1 protein-coding gene is annotated in these 287 nt (G+C 39.4%); it reads right to left on the bottom strand.

The features are described from left to right. Positions 1-287, bottom strand: a 287-nt coding sequence (locus tag GFJ99_RS14000; RefSeq protein WP_162523993.1) for a hypothetical protein, incomplete at both ends; no start/stop codon positions are given.

Raw genomic sequence — 287 nt, 5'->3', positions numbered from 1 at the left:
TTACTCCTCCTGCTCCAACTATTGGACCTGCTGGAGTAAATGTGTAGGTATTTGATACATCATAATTTGATATGGTTGAACTTCCTGCTGATAAACAACTAGCTGCTACTGAAGTAATAGTTGGTACTGCAGGTGTTGATAATTGTGCTGCATTACTAAAACTTAATGATGCTAATGATGTACATCCTCCGTTGGTTGCAGTTACTGTATAACTTGTTCCGATGGTCATAACTGAAATTACTCCTCCTGCTCCAACTATTGGACCTGCTGGAGTAAATGTGTAGGTA

The organism is Flavobacterium sp. LMO6, assembly GCF_009495795.1.
Classification (GTDB): domain Bacteria; phylum Bacteroidota; class Bacteroidia; order Flavobacteriales; family Flavobacteriaceae; genus Flavobacterium.
The sequence above is the reverse complement of the archived record's forward strand: the minus strand, read 5'-3'. Positions and strand labels throughout refer to the sequence as shown.